The organism is Pseudomonas sp. LAMO17WK12:I1, from assembly GCF_900177315.1.
GTDB classification, from domain to species: domain Bacteria; phylum Pseudomonadota; class Gammaproteobacteria; order Pseudomonadales; family Pseudomonadaceae; genus Aquipseudomonas; species Aquipseudomonas marginalis.
In genome coordinates, this window is record NZ_FWZV01000007.1 from 14,620 (window position 1) to 31,999 (window position 17,380).

17 protein-coding genes are annotated in these 17,380 nt (G+C 61.2%); 6 read left to right on the forward strand and 11 right to left on the reverse strand.

Annotation, left to right across the window (positions count from 1 at the left end; all coding sequences use genetic code 11):
• The first annotated feature begins 31 nt into the window (after positions 1-31).
• Positions 32-1,261: a phosphoglycerate dehydrogenase gene (gene serA / locus B9N88_RS14475; RefSeq protein WP_027608416.1), complete on the forward strand. Its 1,230-nt coding sequence runs from the start codon at positions 32-34 to the stop codon at positions 1,259-1,261.
• Between the two features lie 68 nt (positions 1,262-1,329).
• Here serA and B9N88_RS14480 read toward each other — a convergent pair whose 3' ends face one another.
• On the reverse strand, positions 1,330-1,770 hold the full coding sequence (locus tag B9N88_RS14480; RefSeq protein ID WP_027608415.1) for a DUF4399 domain-containing protein: 441 nt from the start codon (positions 1,768-1,770) through the stop codon (positions 1,330-1,332).
• A gap of 134 nt (positions 1,771-1,904) precedes the next feature.
• Between B9N88_RS14480 and B9N88_RS14485 the strand changes: the two genes are divergently transcribed.
• The gene (locus B9N88_RS14485) at positions 1,905-2,429 is read left to right on the forward strand and encodes a transporter substrate-binding domain-containing protein (protein WP_051429424.1); all 525 of its coding nucleotides are present in this window, start codon (positions 1,905-1,907) and stop codon (positions 2,427-2,429) included.
• On the opposite strand, the gene B9N88_RS14490 is transcribed toward B9N88_RS14485, so the two are convergent.
• Together B9N88_RS14490 and B9N88_RS14495 are read right to left on the reverse strand one after the other, a co-directional pair.
• On the reverse strand, positions 2,380-2,862 hold the full coding sequence (locus B9N88_RS14490) for a 2-thiouracil desulfurase family protein (protein ID WP_027608414.1): 483 nt from the start codon (positions 2,860-2,862) through the stop codon (positions 2,380-2,382). The genes B9N88_RS14485 and B9N88_RS14490 overlap by 50 nt on opposite strands.
• Positions 2,863-2,864: 2 nt before the next feature.
• Positions 2,865-3,497 carry a 2OG-Fe(II) oxygenase gene (locus tag B9N88_RS14495; RefSeq protein WP_027608413.1) on the reverse strand — a complete coding sequence of 211 codons (633 nt, stop codon included), beginning with the start codon at positions 3,495-3,497 and terminating at the stop codon, positions 2,865-2,867.
• Positions 3,498-3,628: 131 nt separating this feature from the next.
• On the opposite strand from B9N88_RS14495, the gene B9N88_RS14500 reads away from it, so the two are divergent.
• A complete protein-coding gene (locus B9N88_RS14500) occupies positions 3,629-4,381 on the forward strand; it encodes a DUF2059 domain-containing protein (RefSeq protein ID WP_027608412.1) in 753 nt (250 codons plus the stop codon).
• Positions 4,382-4,486: 105 nt separating this feature from the next.
• Here B9N88_RS14500 and B9N88_RS14505 read toward each other — a convergent pair whose 3' ends face one another.
• Complete coding sequence (locus B9N88_RS14505; RefSeq protein ID WP_027608411.1) at positions 4,487-5,428, reverse strand: phospholipase BipL; 942 nt, start codon at positions 5,426-5,428, stop codon at positions 4,487-4,489.
• Between the two features lie 99 nt (positions 5,429-5,527).
• Between B9N88_RS14505 and B9N88_RS14510 the strand changes: the two genes are divergently transcribed.
• Positions 5,528-6,103 (forward strand): DUF6436 domain-containing protein, encoded by a 576-nt coding sequence (locus tag B9N88_RS14510; protein WP_027608410.1) that lies wholly within the window; start codon positions 5,528-5,530, stop codon positions 6,101-6,103.
• A 31-nt stretch (positions 6,104-6,134) separates the two neighbouring features.
• Entirely contained in the window at positions 6,135-8,489 is a 2,355-nt protein-coding gene (locus tag B9N88_RS14515) for a penicillin acylase family protein (protein ID WP_027608409.1), read from the forward strand.
• A 33-nt stretch (positions 8,490-8,522) separates the two neighbouring features.
• Here the strand turns inward: B9N88_RS14515 and B9N88_RS14520 are convergent, their stop codons facing one another.
• Entirely contained in the window at positions 8,523-9,488 is a 966-nt protein-coding gene (locus tag B9N88_RS14520; RefSeq protein WP_027608408.1) for a GlxA family transcriptional regulator, read from the reverse strand.
• Between the two features lie 202 nt (positions 9,489-9,690).
• Here B9N88_RS14520 and B9N88_RS14525 point away from each other — a divergent pair, with 202 nt between their 5' ends.
• On the forward strand, positions 9,691-10,332 hold the full coding sequence (locus B9N88_RS14525; RefSeq protein ID WP_027608407.1) for an HD domain-containing protein: 642 nt from the start codon (positions 9,691-9,693) through the stop codon (positions 10,330-10,332).
• A 131-nt stretch (positions 10,333-10,463) separates the two neighbouring features.
• Here the strand turns inward: B9N88_RS14525 and B9N88_RS14530 are convergent, their stop codons facing one another.
• From B9N88_RS14530 to B9N88_RS14555, 6 genes are all read right to left on the reverse strand, one after another.
• The gene (locus B9N88_RS14530; protein ID WP_015886412.1) at positions 10,464-11,348 is read right to left on the reverse strand and encodes an ABC transporter permease subunit; all 885 of its coding nucleotides are present in this window, start codon (positions 11,346-11,348) and stop codon (positions 10,464-10,466) included.
• Positions 11,345-12,265: an ABC transporter permease subunit gene (locus B9N88_RS14535; protein ID WP_027608406.1), complete on the reverse strand. Its 921-nt coding sequence runs from the start codon at positions 12,263-12,265 to the stop codon at positions 11,345-11,347. The genes B9N88_RS14530 and B9N88_RS14535 overlap by 4 nt, the downstream gene beginning before the upstream one ends.
• The gene (locus B9N88_RS14540; RefSeq protein WP_027608405.1) at positions 12,262-13,404 is read right to left on the reverse strand and encodes an ABC transporter ATP-binding protein; all 1,143 of its coding nucleotides are present in this window, start codon (positions 13,402-13,404) and stop codon (positions 12,262-12,264) included. Before B9N88_RS14540 ends, B9N88_RS14535 begins: the two co-directional genes overlap by 4 nt.
• A gap of 66 nt (positions 13,405-13,470) precedes the next feature.
• Complete coding sequence (locus B9N88_RS14545; protein WP_027608404.1) at positions 13,471-14,565, reverse strand: polyamine ABC transporter substrate-binding protein; 1,095 nt, start codon at positions 14,563-14,565, stop codon at positions 13,471-13,473.
• 154 nt (positions 14,566-14,719) lie between these two features.
• On the reverse strand, positions 14,720-15,814 hold the full coding sequence (locus tag B9N88_RS14550) for a polyamine ABC transporter substrate-binding protein (RefSeq protein ID WP_027608403.1): 1,095 nt from the start codon (positions 15,812-15,814) through the stop codon (positions 14,720-14,722).
• Between the two features lie 181 nt (positions 15,815-15,995).
• Positions 15,996-17,360, reverse strand: a complete 1,365-nt coding sequence (locus tag B9N88_RS14555; RefSeq protein ID WP_027608402.1) for an aspartate aminotransferase family protein — start codon at positions 17,358-17,360, stop codon at positions 15,996-15,998.
• Between the last annotated feature and the right edge of the window lie 20 nt (positions 17,361-17,380).

Here is a 17,380-nt window from a genome sequence, read left to right on the forward strand (position 1 = left end):
CCATTTTTCTCCGGGATACAGGTTTACGCAGATGAGCAAGACTTCTCTCGATAAGAGCAAGATCAAGTTCCTTCTTCTGGAAGGCGTCCACCCATCGGCCGTCGACGTACTGAAGGCCGCCGGGTACTCCAGCATTGAGTACATCACCAGTTCTCTGCCGGAAGCCCAGCTCAAGGAAAAGATCGCCGACGCGCACTTTATCGGCATTCGCTCCCGTACTCAGCTGACCGAAGAGATCTTCGATCACGCCAAGAAACTCGTGGCGGTCGGCTGTTTCTGCATCGGCACCAACCAGGTCGACCTCGACGCAGCGCGCGAGCGCGGCATTGCAGTGTTCAACGCCCCGTACTCCAACACCCGTTCCGTGGCGGAGCTGGTGCTGGCCGAGGCCATCCTGCTGCTGCGCGGTATCCCTGAGAAGAACGCTTCCTGCCACCGTGGCGGCTGGATCAAGAGCGCGGCCAACTCCTTCGAAATCCGGGGCAAGAAGCTGGGTATCGTCGGTTACGGCTCGATCGGCACGCAACTGTCGGTACTGGCCGAAGGCCTCGGCATGCAGGTGTTCTTCTACGACACCCTGACCAAGCTGCCATTGGGCAACGCCACCCAGGTGTCGAGCCTGACCGAACTGCTGGGCATGTCCGACATCGTCACCCTGCACGTTCCGGAAACCGCAGAGACCCAGTGGATGATCGGCGAGAAGGAAATCCGCGCCATCAAGAAAGGCGGCATCCTGATCAACGCTGCACGGGGCACCGTGGTCGAGCTGGACGCCCTGGCCGACGCGATCAAGGACAAGCACCTGATCGGCGCCGCAATCGACGTGTTCCCGGTGGAGCCACGCTCCAACGACGACATCTTCGAAAGCCCGCTGCGTGGCCTGGACAACGTGATCCTGACCCCGCACATCGGTGGTTCCACTGCCGAAGCCCAAGCCAACATTGGCCTGGAAGTGTCGGAGAAGCTGGTCAAGTACAGCGACAACGGTACCTCGGTCTCGTCCGTCAACTTCCCGGAAGTGGCCCTGCCGGCTCACCCTGGCAAGCACCGCCTGCTGCACATCCACCAGAACATCCCTGGGGTGATGATGGAGATCAACAAGGTCTTCGCGGAAAACGGCATCAACATCTCCGGTCAGTTCCTGCAGACCAACGAGAAGGTCGGCTACGTGGTGATCGACGTCGACGCCGAGTACTCGGACCTGGCGCAAGAGAAGCTGCAGCACATCAACGGCACTATCCGTAGCCGCGTGTTGTTCTAACGCTGCAAACGCTGCATAAAAAAATGGGAGACCCGCAGGGGCCTCCCATTTTTTTGTCTGAACAAATCTTACTTGACGTTAACCGTGATCACTTTCGAGGCTACAGTGGGCTCGAATTGGCGATGCACGTTGTCGCCTGCGACCAGTTGCAGGGTGTGCTTGCCTGGAGCCAGGGTCAGTTCGGTTTCAGTCTGCGCCTTACCGAAGTGAATCGACGTGGCGGTGGCTGGGATGGCCTCATCAGCCTTCAGCGACTGTACATCCTGGTCTACCAGCAGATGATGGTGGCCGGCGTTAGGTACTTGCTTGTCGATCGGCTCAAGGTCCAGGCCCTTGACGCCGAATTTGACGGTGAAGGTTTTGTCGACGGTCGCGCCATCCTTGGGCGAGACGATAAACACCTCAGCTCCCTTGGGCGCCGGGGTACGCGGAACATCGGCGGCATTCGCCAACATCGAGGCACCCAGCAGCAGGCTGGCAATGGTTGCACGGGACAATAGGGCTTTCATTCGCTTCTCCAGTTTTTCCATGAAATCTGTAGGGTTCTGACAACTTCGCGACAAATTGCTGTCCAAGGCACTCACCACCATAGCAAAGCGATGCTGAACGGCGCCTCGCACATTCGAATTCTTTAGGAGTGACCATGCGCTTTTCGCCTGGCCTGTTACTGTTGCTGCCCCTTCTGAGCCCTCTGGCTCATGCCGAACTGATCGACGATGTAAACGATCGCGGCGAACTCCGCATCGCCCTTGAAGCCAACACACCACCGTACAATTTCAAGGAAGGCGACAAACTCACCGGCTTTGAAGTCGAGCTGGGTGAATTGCTGGCAAAGGAAATGGACGTGCGCCCCTCGTTTATCACCACCGATGACGCCGACATGCTGCCGGGGGTCTCAACCGGCAAATACGATGTGGCCATCAACCATGTCGCTATGACTGCCGAGCTTAAGGATCAGTTCGATTTCAGCGAGGCTTATCACGACAAGCCTGAGCTGGCGATCCCGTTCCAGAAGGGCAACCCGGCCTTCAAGACCAGCCTGGACGGTGCGCTGAAGCGGGTGAAGGACGATGGCCGTTTAAAGGCGCTGTCCCAGAAGTGGTTCGAGGACCAGGCCCCTACAGGCGCGCCAACGCCAGTGCCGCCGCAGGCAACTCCAGCTCACTGAACACCTGCACGCCATGGCGCTTGAGCAGCGCCGCCGTTACGCCTTCGCCACTGACCTTGACACCGGTGAAAGTGCCGTCATAGGTCAGCAGGTTGCCGCAGGACGGACTATTGGCCTTGAGAATGGCGATGCGGATGTGATGGCGCTGCACCAACGCCAAGGCTTGCCGGGCGCCGTCGAGGAAGGCGGCGCTGAAGTCTTCGCCCTCGGCCGTCAGCACCTGGGCGCGGCCTTCCCAGACATCGATGCCCTGCCCACCTGGAATCTCGGCGGAGGGCCTGGGCGTCGGCAGACCGCCCGACACTTCCGGGCAGATCGCAACCACGCGCCCTTCAGCCTGCCACGCCGCCAGTTGATCGAACGGCCCGCTGGCCCCACCGTCGTAGCGCACCTTGTGGCCAAGCAGGCAGCGGCTGATCAGAATCTTTTGCATGGTTAGAACGGCTCGTTACCGCGCCGACGGAACCACCCGGTGAGGGACAGGCGCTCGCGCGTAGCCGGCAAGACTTCGTGGGGCACCTCGCCCGACAGGAACACCACCAGGCATCCACCGCTGGGCACCACGTCGTATTCGACGCCGTCCTTGAGGTACATGCGCAGCTGGCCACCGTGCTCGGGCAACCAGGCGTCGTTCAAGTAGATCACCGCCGAAACCATGCGCCGATCATCGTCGCGGAACCGGTCCAGGTGCCTGAGGTAAAACGCGCCGGGGGGATACATGGCGAAGTGGCTTTCGAAATCCTCAAGGCCGAGGAACAAACCACGGTTCATCGCCAGGCGCAGCGTGTCCATCAACGCCATATAGCTGTCGCAGACCGCCGCGTCGCCCTCCTCCAGCCACTGGATATGGTCACCACGAATGCCCTCGCGAATCTCCTGGGCCGGCCCACGTCCCACGGCCGCCGGGGCCAGTTCACCCTCGGCCGCACGTTTACGGCACTCAGCCGCCAGTTCCAGGGTCAGAGCCTGGGGCAGGAAGCCGTTCTGCTGCGACCAGCCTTTTTCGGCCAGGTCATCGACGATGCGTTGCAGCAGGGGGTGATCGAGGGGTATTTGCATGGCGCGCATAGTATCCATACGCCTATGAATCCGACAGAGCCGCCGAGCGTCTGAATACACTTTAGTCAGCTGACTGATAGGACTTCTCGACAAATCCTACGCCCGACACGGACAATAGTGGCCGACTGACAGGAGTCCATATGCGTCGTTTGTTTTTTTCCTTGCTGATGTTCTGCGTTTTGCCCGCTTGGGCAGACGGCCATGACCAGTTGTACAAGGTCGCCGGCTGGGCCGAACAACGTGCGCATTTCAATGACGCCCTCAGTGCTGCCCAGCAACGCTACCGTAACAGCCTGCCGCCGGCGGTGTACCAGGCGCTGGTGGACAACAGCAACAAGCGCTTTGCCGCCCAGGCCATGGACCAGCGCGCCGAAGCCCAGCTACGCAAGCACCTGGCAGACCCTGCGCCGGCCCTGGCGTTTTTCCAATCGCCCCTGGGCCGCAAGGTCGTTGCGGCCGAGTTACTGGCCACGCGCCGTGACCAGTTGGCAAAAAACGCCCAAGGCCTGCCGCACATCGAGGCTGACGCCACCCGCAGCCTGATCATCGGCCACCTGGCCCAGGCCCTGCCCGCCCGCGAAGCCGGGGCGGAGGTGAGCCTGGCGATCGCCGGCGTGGCCGCCGACAGCTTGAGCCAGATGATCCCCGGCCTGCTGGGTGGCGGCCAGGCCCAAGGCATGCTGAATGGCCAGCGCGAGCGACTGATGCAACAGATTGGCAATGACCTGAACAACACTCTGCTGTACGTCTATCGGGATTTGTCCGACCCGGAGCTGGAGGAGTTCGCGACGTTTGCGGAGTCACCGGAAGGTAAGGCGTATTACCAGGCGGCGCTGGCGGCGATTCGCGCAGGTCTGGCAGTCGGCCAGAGCACTTCAAGCCTGACACAGTAATAAAATGTGGGAGGGGGCTTGCCCCCGATGGCAGTGGGTCAGCTACAGATAAGCTGACTGATGCACCGCTATCGGGGGCAAGCCCCCTCCCACATTTGGATTGTGTTATTTCAAATGGTCTGTCAAATACCGGAAGTACTCTTCACGAATCTCAGGAATCTCATTCGCCAAGTGATGCCGGCCGCGCGACAGCATCAACACCTCGGGCTGGTCGAACTTGCCCCGCAGCACCTGCAAGTTGTGCTGCCAATCCACCGTCATGTCTTCCTCACCCTGCACAATCACCGGCCGCCGAGGGCTGCGTGGCGCGGCTTCGATGCGTTTGATCCAGCGCGCCAGGGCGCCTACCCAGGCGGTGGGCAGTTGCCGGGGTTGCAGCGGGTCGGCTTCCAGGAACGGCTTGAACGCCGGGTCGTGAGTGTTCTCGCTGAAGCGCCGGGCGATGCCTTTGACGAACGGGCGCAGCAGGTAATAGCTGACCTGCGACCATCCCCACGCACGCGGCCGCACCAGCGGTGAGAGCAGGAAGGTCTTGCCTTGCGCCGGACTGGTAGCGCCATGGTTGAGCAAGTGGTCCACCACCACCGCGCCGCCGGTGCTTTGCCCGAACAAGTGCCAGGGCTGCGGCAATTGCAGCGCTTGGGCCTGGGCGAACAGTGCCTGCACCACATCCTGGTACACGGCAAAATCATCGATGCTGGCGCGCACGCCGCTGGACAAGCCATGGCCCGGCAAATCGCAGGCGATTACCACAAAGCCCTGGTCCAAGGCCCAGTCCACCACGTGGCGATACAGGCCCATATGGTCGTAGAAGCCGTGGAACATAAACATCGTCGCCACCGGCACGGGCGGCCACCACACCTGGGCGACCACCTCGAACCCAGCCACCTCGAAACGCCCCAGCCGACTCACTGTCGGCACTTTGCGTGCACTCAGGTCCAGTCCGTAGAAACGCTGGTAGACCCGTGCTTCGGCTGAAAGCGGTTGCGCATCCACCAGGGGCCGCAGGCTTTCGCGAAGGTGATCAGGGTCAAAGGTCACAGGCATAAAGGCTTCCAGACTTGCGGCGAAGATGAATATCGAGCTGCGATATTCATCTGTCAGGACAAGCATGGCAAGCTACGCGACCTGCGAGGATAGATCCGAATGCGACAGCCTTACCGTAACGCCCTGTTCGCCAGCCTGATCCTGATCATCTGCGCCGGTGTGCTGTGGACAGCGTATGACTGGTTCCAGGGCCGCTATCTGCGCGCCTTCAGCGAACACACCGCGGTATTCTCCGGCGACGCCCTGCGCCTGCCCGCCGAACTCAGCGGCCCCGGGCCGATCCGCCTGGTGCATTTCTGGGATCCGGCGTGCCCGTGCAATGTCGGCAACCAGCAGCACCTGGGCGAGTTGATCGAGCAATACGCGCCCCAGGGCGTCGAGTTCTATGCCCTGCAAAAAGCCGGCAGCCACGGCCAGTTGCCCGATAACCTGCGCAAGATGAAAACCCTCACCGCCCTGCCCGGCGCCGACCAGGTGCCGGCCAGCCCCGCCGTGGGCATCTGGGACCGCACCGGCAAGCTCGCGTATTTCGGGCCCTACAGCGAAGGGCTGACGTGTAACGCCAGTAACAGTTTTATCGAGCCGATCCTGAAAGCCCTTGAAGCCGGCCGAGACGTGAACGCCACGCACACCCTGGCGGTGGGCTGCTATTGTTCGTGGTCAAAAGATGAGTAGCCCGCCACCCCACTCTTGGTAAGGAATGTTCATGAAGCGCGTCCTGCAGGTTCTTGCGGTTCTGCTGGTGCTGATCGGCCTCGGAGCGGGCTGGTACGTCTACAGCAAGCAACCCACCCGCCAGGGCACGGTTGAACTGGCCAACCTGCAAGGCTCGGTCACCGTGCGCTACGACGACCGTGGCGTGCCGCATATTCGCGCCGAGAACGAGACCGACCTGTACCGCGCCCTGGGCTACGTGCATGCCCAGGACCGCCTGTTCCAGATGGAGATCATGCGCCGCCTGGCCCGTGGCGAACTGGCCGAGGTGCTCGGGCCGAAGCTGCTGGAGACCGACAAGCTGTTCCGCAGCCTGCGCATTCGCGACCGCGCCGCCACCTACGTGGCCCAGCAGGACCATGAATCGGCGCACTGGAAGGCCCTGCAGGCCTATCTGGACGGGATCAACCAGTATCAGGACAGCCACGCCCGCCCGATGGAGTTCGACGTGCTGGGCATCCCCAGGCGCGCGTTTACCGCCGAGGACACCATCAGCGTCGCCGGGTACATGGCCTACAGTTTTGCCGCTGCGTTTCGTACCGAGCCCTTACTGACTTACGTCCGCGACCAACTGGGCAGCGACTACCTGAACGTCTTCGACCTCGACTGGCAACCCAAGGGCGCCCTCAACCTGGCCGATAGTGACTGGAACACCCTCGGCGCCCTCGCCGCGCTGAGTGAGCAGGCCCTGGCCGACAACGGTTTGCCGCAGTTCGAGGGCAGCAACGCCTGGGCCATCAGTGGCAGTCGCACCAAGAGCGGCAAACCGCTGCTGGCGGGTGACCCGCATATTCGCTTCTCGGTGCCGTCGGTGTGGTACGAGGCGCAGTTGTCGGCGCCGGGCTTCGAGCTGTATGGCTATCACAACGCGCTGGTACCCGTGGCGTTCCTGGGGCACAACCTGGATTTCGGCTGGAGCCTGACCATGTTCCAGAACGACGACCTCGACCTGATCGCCGAAAAGGTCAACCCGGACAACCCCAATCAGGTCTGGTACCACGGCCAGTGGGTCGACATGACCCGCAGCGAGCAACAGATCGCCGTCAAAGGCCAGGCACCGGTCAGCCTCACCCTGCGCCAGTCACCCCACGGCCCGATCGTCAATGACGTGCTTGGCGAGAACGGCGGCAAGACGCCGATTGCCATGTGGTGGGCGTTCCTCGACACCCAGAACCCGATCCTCGAAGGTTTCTACCAGCTCAACCGCGCCGACACGTTGGCCAAGGCCCGTACGGCGGCGGCAAAGGTGTCCGCACCGGGGCTGAATATCGTGTGGGCCAATGCCAGGGGCGATATCGGCTGGTGGGCGGCGGCACAGTTGCCGATTCGCCCGGCAGGTACCCACCCAGGGTTTATCCTCGACGGCAGCACCGCCGAGGCCGACAAGCTGGGCTTCTACCCCTTCAGCGCCAACCCCCAGGAAGAAAACCCGGCGCGGGGCTATGTGGTGTCGGCCAATGCCCAGCCGGTGTCGCCCACCGGCATGCAAATCCCCGGCTATTACAACCTCGCCGACCGGGGCCAGCAGTTGAACGCGCAGTTGAGCGACAAGAGCGTGAAGTGGGATGTGACCAACAGCCAGGCCCTGCAACTGGGCACCACCACCGCCTTCGGCCCGCGCCTGCTGGCGCCGCTGTTGCCGGTGCTGCGCGAGGCGGTCACGGACCCGGCGCAGTTGAAGCTGGTGGAACAGCTGGCCGGCTGGAAGGGTGACTACCCGCTGGATTCCACCAGCGCCACGCTGTTCAACCAGTTCCTGTTCAACCTCGCCGACGCGGCCTTCCACCCGAAGCTGGGTGACGGGATGTTCAAGACCCTGCTCACCACCCGCGTGATCGACGCCGCCCTGCCCCGCCTGGCTGCCGACCCGGCCTCGCCCTGGTGGGACGGCAAGCGCACCGCCACCGTCAAACGGGCCTGGGACAACAGCCTCGCGCACCTCAAGGCCACCTTCGGCGATGACCCGACGCAATGGCAGTGGGGCAAGGCCCATACCCTGACCCACGGCCATCCGCTGGGCTCGCAGAAACCCTTGGACCTGATCGTCAACGTCGGTCCGTTCCCGGCCCCCGGCACCCACGAAGTGCCGAACAACCAGTCGGCCGTCATCGGCCCCGCGCCCTGGCCGGTGACCTACGGCCCGTCCACCCGGCGCCTGATCGACTTTGCCGACGTGGCCCACGCCCTCACCATCAATCCGGTGGGGCAAAGCGGCGTGCCGTTCGACAAGCACTATGGCGACCAGGCCGAGACCTATATCGAAGGGGGTTACGAGCAGGCGCATTTCAGTGATGAGGAAGTCACGGCCAATACCCGCGGCACGCTGAAACTGCTGCCGGCGCGATAGCCCCTTGGAAATCGGTCAACCTGTGGAAGGGGCTTAGACCGGTGCCGCAAAATTGAGCCGGAACTGTTGCGGCGTCACACCCAGCCGGCGGTTGAACACGCTGCGCATGTGCTGGGCATCGCGAAATCCGCATTGGTAGGCCACGGTCTTCAGCGGCGCATGCGTGCTTTCGAGCATCACCCGCGCAGCATCCACCCGCGCCCGTTCGACAAACTCCGCTGGCGTAATCCGCGCCTCACGGGCAAACACCCGGGAGAAGTTGCGCGCGCTCATGTTGGCGGCCTTGGCCAGGTCGGCGATGGTCAGGTCGCCGGTCAGGTTCGCCAATACGTATAACTGCACCAGCGCCACCGCCGAGGTGGTTTCGGCGTGGGGCGTGAGGAACGGGCTGAACTGCGACTGCCCGCCGGAACGCTGGGTGAACACCACCAGGCGCTTGGCCACGCTCAACGCCACTTCCGGGCCGTGGTCCTGGGCCAGCAGGTACAGCGACAGGTCGATGCCTGCGGTGACGCCCGCCGAGGTGTAGAGATTGCCATCCTGTACGTAGAGGCGGTCGGCTTCGACCTGCGCGCGCGGGCACAAACGCGCCAGGCCTGCCGCATCATTCCAATGGGTCGTGACGGTTTTTCCATCCAGCAACCCGGCGCGCGCCAGCATGAAGGCGCCGTTGCAGATCGAACCAAAGCGCTGCGCCCGGGCGGTTGCACCACGCAGCCAATCATCGAACGGCGCGCCGAAATCCTCGAAGGGCAATTGCGGGCCGCCGGCAACCAGCAGCAGGTCATAGGCTTGCAGGGCTTCGCTGTAATGCCGGTGGGCCTGCAATGCCAAACCGTTGGAGGCAACCAGGGTGCCGTGGCCCAGCCCGATGACCTCGATCCGGTAGTGATCCTGGGGCGGCAGAAAGCGGTTGGCCTCACAGAACACATCCATGGGGCCGCTCACATCCAGGGACTGGACGCCGGGGAAGATCAGGATGGCGACGGTTTTGTGCATGCTCACGGACACCTTTTTCAGCTGAATAAAATGCAAACCCTGTGGGATTTTCCCAGGCTTCGAGAGTGATATCGCCGGCTACACCCTAGCTGATTTTGCCTTGGCACGATGTCGCGGCAGATTGGCCGGGATCGCACCCTCGTGACCATGGCCGCTTAGCGGGCGCGCGACCAGACTGAAGGCTTTCCAGAGGAGAACCACCATGACCACCACCATCGCCGGTATCAAGATCCCGGACAGCGCCCTGGCCAGGGCCACCACCGAATACATCCGCGACATTGAGTCCGACCTGCTCTACCACCACTCCCGCCGGGTGTTTCTGTTCGGCGCATTGAGCGGTGAGCGCAAGCAACTGGCCTACAACCCGGAACTGCTCTACGTCGGCGCCATGTTCCATGACCTGGGCCTGGTGGCAGGCCATCGCAGTGATGACCAGCGTTTCGAAGTGGACGGCGCCAACGCCGCCGCGGCCTTCCTCAAGCCTTACGGGCTGAGCGACGACGATATCGAACAGGTGTGGCTGTCTATCGCCCTGCACACCACGCCGGGCGTGCCGCAGCACCTGCGCCCGACCGTGGCATTGGTGACCGCCGGTGTGGAAATGGACGTGCTGGGCATGGACTACGCCGCGTTCAGCAGCGTGCAGCGCGAAGCCGTGGTGCATGCGCATCCACGCGGTGAAGGGTTCAAGGAGTGCATCATCTGCGCGTTTGCCGACGGCTTGCGCCATCGCCCGCAGACCACGTTCGGCAACGTGAAGACCGATGTGCTGGTGGATCAGGAACCGGGGTTCAAGCCGATGAATTTTGTCGAGGTGATTCGCAAGTCGCCGTGGGCTGCATAGCCAATCTGGAATGCGGTCAAAACTGTGGGAGGGGGCTTGCCCCCGATTGCTGAGTGTCAGTCACTGCATCTATTGACTGACCCACCGCCATCGGGAGCAAGCCCCCTCCCACATTTGGACCGCACAGACCTTTAGACCGGCGCTGGAGCCCGACGCTTGTCCGGCTGCTGCCAGCCATCGGCAGCAGCTTCTTCAATCGCCTGCTGGATCGCTTTCTTGCGCATTTCTTCGGCACGCCGGCTGAAGAACCACACCAGGAAGGTCACCAGCGACACTGCCAGCAGAATCAGGCTGGCCACGGCGTTGATCTCGGGTTTAACCCCCAGGCGTACCGCCGAGAACACTTCCATCGGCAATGTCGTCGAACCCGGCCCCGACACGAAGCTGGCCAGTACCAGGTCATCCAGGGACAGTGCGAACGACATCATGCCGCCCGCCGCCAGCGACGGCGCGATCATCGGGATGGTGATCAGGAAGAACACCTTCCACGGCCGTGCACCCAGGTCCATCGCCGCCTCTTCGATCGACAGGTCCAGCTCACGCAGGCGCGCCGATACCACCACCGCCACATAAGCGGCACAGAACGTGGTGTGGGCGATCCAGATGGTGACGATGCCACGCTCCTGAGGCCAGCCGATCATCTGCGCCATGGCCACGAACAGCAGCAGCAGCGACAGACCGGTGATCACTTCCGGCATCACCAACGGCGCGGTCACCAGGCCGCCGAACAGCGTGCGGCCCTTGAACTGGCTGATGCGCGTCAGCACAAACGCCGCCAACGTACCCAGGGCCACGGCGGCCACCGCCGTGTAGCAGGCGATTTCCAGGGAACGTGCCACCGAGCCCATCAACTGGGTATTGTCCAACAGGCCCACGTACCACTTGATCGACCAACCGCCCCACACCGTCACCAGCTTGGATTCGTTGAACGAGTAGATCACCAGGATCAGCATCGGCAGGTAGATGAACAACAACCCCGCCACCAGCATGAAGCTTGAGAAACTGACGCGCTTCATATCTTGCCCTCCATCTCTTTGGCTTGGCTGCGGTTAAACAGAATGATGGGCACGATCAGGATCGCCAGCATCACTACCGCCAGGGCAGACGCCACCGGCCAGTCACGGTTGTTGAAGAATTCTTGCCACAACACTTTACCGATCATCAGGGTTTCCGGGCCGCCGAGCAGTTCCGGGATCACGAACTCGCCCACCACCGGGATAAACACCAGCATGCAGCCGGCGATGATGCCGTTCTTGGACAGCGGCACGGTGATTTTCCAGAAGCTGTTGAAGGTGCTCGAACCCAGGTCCGATGCGGCTTCCAGCAGGCTCTGGTCATGCTTCACCAGGTTGGCGTACAGCGGCAGGATCATGAACGGCAGGTACGAATACACCACGCCGATATACACCGCGATGTTGGTGTTGAGGATCTGCAGCGGTTCGTTGATCAACCCCATGGACATCAGGAAGCCATTGAGCAGGCCGTTGTTGCTGAGGATGCCCATCCACGCATACACGCGGATCAGGATCGCGGTCCAGGTCGGCATCATGATCAGCAGCACCAGCACGGTCTGCATCTCTTTGCGCGCGGTGGCAATGGCATAGGCCATCGGGTAGCCGATCAGCAGGCACAGCAGCGTGCTGAAGAACGCCATCTTCAGCGAGCCCAGGTACGCCGCGATGTACAGCTCATCACCTGCCAGCAAACTGTAGTTGGCCAGGTTCAGCACCACCTGCAGCTTCTGCTCGACGTAGGTGTAGATCTCGGTGTACGGCGGGATCGCCACGTCGGCTTCGGCGAAGCTGATTTTCAGGACGATGAAAAACGGCAAGGCGAAAAACAGGAACAGCCACAGGAACGGAATCCCGATGACCACCTGCTTGCCGCTGGGGACGATGCGGTGCAAGCGCCGCTTGAGCTTCTTCATGTTCATGTGCGCAGTACCACGCCGCTATCGTCTTCCCACCACACGTAGACCTGGTCACCCCAGGTTGGGCGCTGGCCACGGCGTTCGGCGTTGGCGACGAAGGACTGCACCAGCTTGCCGCTTGGCAGCTCGACGTAGAACACCGAGTGGCCGCCCAGGTAGGCGATGTCGTGCACCTTGCCGCTGGACCAGTTGTGCTCGCAGGTCGGCATTTCGGTGGTGACCAGCAGTTTTTCCGGGCGGATGGCGTAGGTCACCGACTTGTCTTCCACCGAGGTGGCGATGCCGTAGCCCACGTAGATGTCGCGGTCCAGGTCCGGGCACTTGAGCACCGCGTGACCTTCGGCGTCATCCACCACTTGGGTGTCGAAGATGTTGACGTTACCGATGAATTCGCACACCAGGCGGCTGGTCGGCGTCTCGTAGATGTCGATCGGGCTGCCGATCTGGGCGATCCAGCCCAGGTGCATGATCGCGATGCGCTCGGCCATGGTCATGGCCTCTTCCTGATCGTGCGTCACCATCACGCAGGTCACGCCGACGCGCTCGATGATCTCCACCAGTTCCAGTTGCATCTGCGAGCGCAGCTTCTTGTCGAGGGCGCCCATGGGCTCATCGAGCAGCAGCAGTTTCGGGCGCTTGGCCAGGGAGCGGGCCAGCGCCACCCGCTGACGCTGGCCACCGGACAACTGGTGCGGCTTGCGCTTGGCGTACTGGCTCATCTGGACCAGCTTGAGCATTTCGGCCACGCGGGCATCGACTTCGGCCTTGGGGATCTTGTCCTGTTGCAGGCCGAACGCAATGTTCTGCGCCACGGTCATGTGGGGGAACAAGGCGTAGGACTGGAACATCATGTTGATCGGCCGCTCGTAGGGCGGCATGTCGGTGATGTCCACGCCGTCGAGGTAAATCCGACCTTCTGTCGGGCGCTCGAAGCCTGCGAGCATGCGCAGCAGGGTGGACTTGCCCGAACCCGAACCGCCGAGCAAGGCGAAGATCTCGCCTTTCTTGATTTCCAGGGACACATCGTCCACGGCAATCGTCTCGTCGAACTTCTTCGTGACCCGGTCGATTTTGACCAGCACCTTTTTCGGTGTCTGGTCGCCCTCGAGGGCTTTCTTATAGGCGCCGGAGGCAACTGCCATTTACGAAACTCCCAAAAAAAAGAGTGCAGTTCGCCCGAAGCGGGCGAACCTTGGATAGTTTGAGCCTTACTTGCCCGTCTTGACCTTGGTCCAGCTACGGGTCATTAGACGTTGCACTTTCGGGGGTAGCTCGAAGTTGACGAATGTCCGGTCGAGAACCGCCTGCGGTGGGTAAACCGCTTCGTCGGTGCGTATCGATTGCTCCATCAGTTTGTCCGCCCCTGGGTTAGGGTTGGCGTAACCGACGGTGTCACTGACCTGGGCGATCACCTCAGATTGCAGTAAATAGTTGATGAAGGCGTGGGCTTCCTTGATGTTGGTGGCGTCCTTGGGGATCGCCAGCACGTCAAACCACAGGTTGCCGCCTTCCTTCGGAATTGCGTAGGCGATGTTCACGCCTTTGCCCGCTTCGCTTGCACGAGCCTTGGCCTGGAATACATCGCCGGAGAACCCGGCGGCCACGCAGATGTTGCCGTTGGCCAGGTCGGAGATGTATTTGGAAGAATGGAAGTAGGTCACGTAGGGCCGCACTTTGAGCAGCTTTTCCTCGGCCTTCTTGTAGTCTTCAGGGTTGGTGCTGTTAGGGTCCAGGCCCATGTAGTTGAGCACCGCCGGCAGCATTTCATCCGCCGAGTCCATGAACGACACACCGCAGGTGGCCAGTTTCTTCATGTTTTCCGGTTCGAACAGCACGGCCCAGGAGTCGATCTTGTCGACACCCAGCACTTCCTTCACTTTGTCGACGTTGTAACCGATGCCGTTGGTACCCCACAGGTACGGCACGGCGTACTGGTTGCCCGGGTCGTTCTTCTCCAGGCGCTTGAGCAGCACAGGGTCCAGGTTGGCGTAATGAGTCAGCAGCGACTTATCGAGTTTCTGGAACGCCCCGGCCTTGATCTGCTTGCCAAGGAAGTGGTTGGACGGCACGACCACGTCATAGCCGGTACGCCCGGCCAGTAACTTGCCTTCCAGGGTTTCGTTGGAATCAAACACGTCATACACGGGTTTGATGCCGGTGGCCTTTTCGAAGTTGGCCAGGGTGTCGGGACCGATGTAATCCGACCAGTTATAAATATGCACGGTCGGTGCGGCCTGCACGCTGACAGCCAGCGTGAGACCTGCACCTACCAGCAAGGCTTGGCGAAACAAAGAAATTGGCAAGTGGAGGTCCTCTTAAATAGTTGGGCCCAAAGTTGTTGCCCGGCAACAAAACCGGCGCGCAACTTACCCTCGATAAACCGATCCGGCAAAACTTTCTGTCATTTATTTGTTTCATTAACCACCGCGGGCTGCGCGGTGGTTAACGAAGGCCGGTTTATTTACCGGATTTGATCTTGGTCCAGCTGCGTGTCATTTCACGCTGGGTGGCAGCCGGCAAGTCCGCAATGGCGTAGAGCTTGGCTTGCACATCCGCTGGCGGGTAGATGCCCGGGTCATTGGTGATGTCTTTGTCGACCAGTGCGGTGGCCTTCTCGTTACCGTTCGGGAAACGCACGCTGTTGGTGATCGAAGCCATGACTTCCGGCTTGAGCAGGTAGTTCATGAACTTATAAGCGGCATCGACGTTTTCGGCATCTTTAGGGATGGCGACCATGTCGAAGAAGCTACCGGCACCTTCTTTCGGAATGTCGTAGGCCACCTTGACCTTGCCACCGGCTTCAGCCGCGCGGGACTTGGCCTGCTGGATGTCACCCGAGTAACCCACGGCTACGCAGATGTTGCCGTTGGCCAGGTCGGAGATGTACTTGGACGAGTGGAAGTAGCCGATCGAAGGACGGATTTTCAGGAACAGGTCTTCGGCTTGCTTGAGGTCGGTCTTCTTCTGGCTGTCGGTTGGCAGGCCCAGGTAATGCAGCGCGATCGGCAGCATTTCGGTCGGCGAATCGAGGAAGCTCACGCCGCAGCTTTTGAGCTTGGCGATGTTTTCCGGCTTGAGCAGCACGTCCCACGAATCGATCTTGTCCACGCCCAGCGCGGCCTTGACCTTGTCCGGGTTGTAGCCGATGCCGATCGAACCCCACATGTACGGGAAAGCGTGCTTGTTGTCCGGGTCGCTGACCGACACGGCTTTAAGCAGGGAGGTGTTCAGGTTGCCATAGTTGGACAGCTTGGACTTGTCCAGCTCCTGGTAGACACCGGCCTTGATCTGCTTGGCGAGGAAGTTGTTCGACGGTACGACGATGTCGTAGCCGGACTTGCCTGCCAGCAACTTGGCTTCGAGTGTCTCGTTGCTGTCAAAAACGTCGTACACCACTTTAATGCCCGACTCTTTTTCAAAGTTGGCGATGGTGTCCGGTGCAATGTAGTCGGACCAGTTGTAGACGTGCAGCACTTTATCGTCGGCCTGGACCGCGCCCGCCATTGCGCCCATCAGGGACAAGGCGAGGAGGGTCTTGCCAGCGTTCTTCAAACCTAATGCCTTCATTTGGTGATGCTCCAATTTTTCTTTTTTGGGCCACGTTCTTTTATGTTCAGCGACCCTTCCAGAGGGCAGCAAAACAGGGCGACAGTCTGGCAAGTTCAGGGGCCGGCTTTCAACCAAGGCCCCTGCATTTATAACTGCCCGGTGCGCTGCGCACTGAGCCTAGCACTTAGCCCTGCAATGCCGCCAAAGTCAGGTCCAGGCACTGACGAGCCTTGGTCACCAGTTCGTCGATTTCAGCCTTGCTGATCACCAGAGGCGGCGAAATGATCATGGTGTCGCCCACGGCGCGCATGATCAGGCCATTCTCGAAGCAGAAGGTTCGGCAGATCATGCCTACGCCCCGGCCCTCGTAACGCTTGCGCGTCGCCTTGTCCTGAACCAGCTCAATTGCACCGAGCATGCCGACACCGCGCACTTCACCCACCAACGGGTGATCCGCCAGCTCCCGCAGACGTTTCTGCAAATACGGTGCCGTTTCGTCGTGGACGCGGTTAACGATTTTTTCATCGCGCATGATGCGGATGTTTTCCAGGGCCACGGCCGCAGCCACCGGGTGACCGGAGTAGGTGAAACCGTGGTTGAAATCACCGCCTTCGTTGAGCACGGCCACCACGTCGTCGCGCACGATCAGGCCGCCCATGGGGATGTAGCCCGAGGTCAGGCCCTTGGCGATGGTCATCATATGGGGCTTGAGGTCGTAGAAATCGCTACCGAACCACTCACCGGTACGGCCGAAACCGCAAATCACTTCGTCGGCCACAAACAGGATGTCGTACTTGGCAAGGATTTCCTTGATGCGCGGCCAGTAGCTGTCCGGCGGCACGATCACGCCACCGGCGCCCTGGATCGGCTCGGCAATAAAAGCACCGACATTGTCCACGCCCAGCTCGAGGATCTTCTCTTCCAGTTGGTTGGCGGCCCAGATCCCGAACTCTTCAGGACTCATGTCGCCGCCTTCGCCGAACCAGTACGGCTGGGCGATATGGACGATGCCCGGGATCGGCAAGTCGCCCTGTTCATGCATATAGGTCATGCCGCCCAGGCTGGCGCCAGCCACGGTGGAGCCGTGGTAGCCATTCTTGCGGCTGATGATGGTTTTCTTGTTCGGCTGGCCCTTGATCGCCCAATAGTGGCGGACCATGCGCAACATGGTGTCGTTGCCTTCGGAGCCGGAGCCGGTGAAGAACACGTGGTTCATGCCGGCAGGCGCGATGTCGGCAATCGCCTTGGCCAGCTCCAGTACAGGTGGGTGAGCGGTCTGGAAGAACAGGTTGTAGTACGGCAGTTCTTTCATCTGCCTGGCGGCGGCGTCGGCCAGTTCATCGCGACCGTAACCGATCGCCACGCACCAAAGGCCGGCCATGCCGTCGAGGATCTTGTTGCCTTCGCTGTCCCACAGGTAAACGCCGTGGGCTTTGGTGATGATCCGTGGGCCTTTCTCTTTCAATTGCTTGAAGTCGCTGAACGGCGCCAGGTGGTGATCACTGCTCAAGGCTTGCCATTCACGGGTTTGCGGGTTGTTGCTGGACATACCAATCTCCTAGACTTTTC